This window comes from Neisseria sp. P0021.S006 (assembly GCF_051956895.1).
On record NZ_JBQCWZ010000249.1, the window covers coordinates 1 to 1,778 of the forward strand.

Here is a 1,778-nt window from a genome sequence, read left to right on the forward strand (position 1 = left end):
CAAAAAATCCTTTGCCAAACGCAACGAGGGTTTCATTATCCATGCCAATGCCACGCTCAAACAGCTGCAACAAACACGCAACAACCTCTCCGGCATCAACCGCAAACAACGCGACGCATGGGAAAAATTCCAAAAACTCAATGCCGATGCCAACCAGTTAAAAGCCGAAGTTTCCAACACTCGCGCCCAAATTTCGCGTTTTGTGTCCGGCAACTATAAAAACAGCCAGCCCAACGCGGTCGCCCTCTTCCTGAAAAACGCCGATGCCGGCCAAAAAACCCGCTTCCTGCGTTACACGCGTTATATCAACAACGCCAACGACCAAGTTATGAGAGACTTGGAAAAACAACAAAAAGAGCTGGCGGCGCAAGAGCAAAAAATCAACAATGAATTGGCTTACCTGAAAAAACTGCAAGCCAATATTCAGGCTTCATTGCGTCAACAAGGCGTAACCAATACCGCCGAACAAGCCGAAAGCCGCCGTCAAAACGCGCAAATAGCCAAAGAAGCGCAAAAGAAAATCAACCACAGAGAAAACGAGCAACGCCTCAACAACCTCTTGAAAGATTTGGAAAAACGCAAAGCCGAGCAACGCAAAGCCGAAGCCGAAGCACGTAAAAAAGCCGCCGAAGCCCGCTTGGCCGCTGCCGAAAAAGCCCGCAAAGAGCAGGCTGCCGCCCAGCAAAAAGCCGAAGCCGAACGCGCCGCCATGTCCACGCTAACTGACGAAGACATGAAACTGCAAGCCCCGAACACCCAAGGCTTTACCGTCAGCAACGCCAACAGCTTCAGCCGTATGCAAGGCCGTCTGAAAAAACCGGTCAACGGCACACTGGCAGGCCTGTTCGGTCAAGACCGCGGCGATGGCGAAGTTTGGAAAGGCGTGTTCTACAATACCGTTCCTGCTCCGGTCAGCAGCATTGCCTCAGGCACGGTTACTTTTGCCGGCGAGATTGAAGGCTACGGTAAAGTGGTCGTCCTCGACCACGGCGACGGCTATGTCAGCATTTACTCCGGTCTGAACGAAATCGACATCGCCCAAAACTATGCCGTCAATGCCGGTAGCAAGATTGGCACCAGCGGCACTTTGCCGTCGGGCGAAACCGGCCTTTACCTTGAAGTCCGCTACAACGGACAAGTCATGAATCCGCTTTCATGGATTAACTGATGTTTCAGACGGCCTGAGTGAGCTCTCCCCTTCAGGCCGTCTGAATTTTCATCATAAACCACAATAAAACACGATTTTCACGCCTGTTCAGCACATTAAACAACAAACTTTTACCTTAAACTTATTGTTCCAAGCGTTTAAATCACATAAAGTCAACGGGTTCAGAGAAAACAAAAAACACTTTGCTTACCGTACACAAAAAGAAAGTCAAACGAATGTCAACAAAATCCACTTTGAAAAAAGTTGCAATCTACACTCTCGGCGCATTTAGCGGCATCGCCCTCAGTCTGAGTGTACAAAGTTTTGCCGCCGAAAAAGACAAAAAAGACAACGAGGCCCTTCCCGTGCAAACCATCCGCACCATGGCAGAAGTGTACGGCCAAATCAAAGCCAACTATTACCAAGACAAACCCGATGCCGAGCTTTTTGAAGGCGCAATGAAAGGCATGGTGTCCGACCTCGATCCGCATTCCGAGTATATGGACAAAAAAGGCTATGCCGAAATGAAAGAATCCACCAGCGGCGAATTCGGCGGCCTGGGCATGGAAATCGGACAAGAAGACGGCTTCGTCAAAGTCGTTGCCCCGATTGAAGACACGCCGGCAGAACG

At 50.1% G+C, this 1,778-nt stretch carries 2 protein-coding genes; both read left to right on the plus strand.

Annotated elements, in window-relative coordinates; all coding sequences use genetic code 11:
- A partial coding sequence (locus ACTHUM_RS13040; protein WP_440403063.1) for a murein hydrolase activator EnvC family protein occupies nt 1-1,168 on the plus strand: 1,168 nt, incomplete at its 5' end.
- A 215-nt stretch (nt 1,169-1,383) separates the two neighbouring features.
- Nucleotides 1,384-1,778, plus strand: a 395-nt coding sequence (locus tag ACTHUM_RS13045; RefSeq protein ID WP_440403064.1) for a S41 family peptidase, incomplete at its 3' end; no start/stop codon positions are given.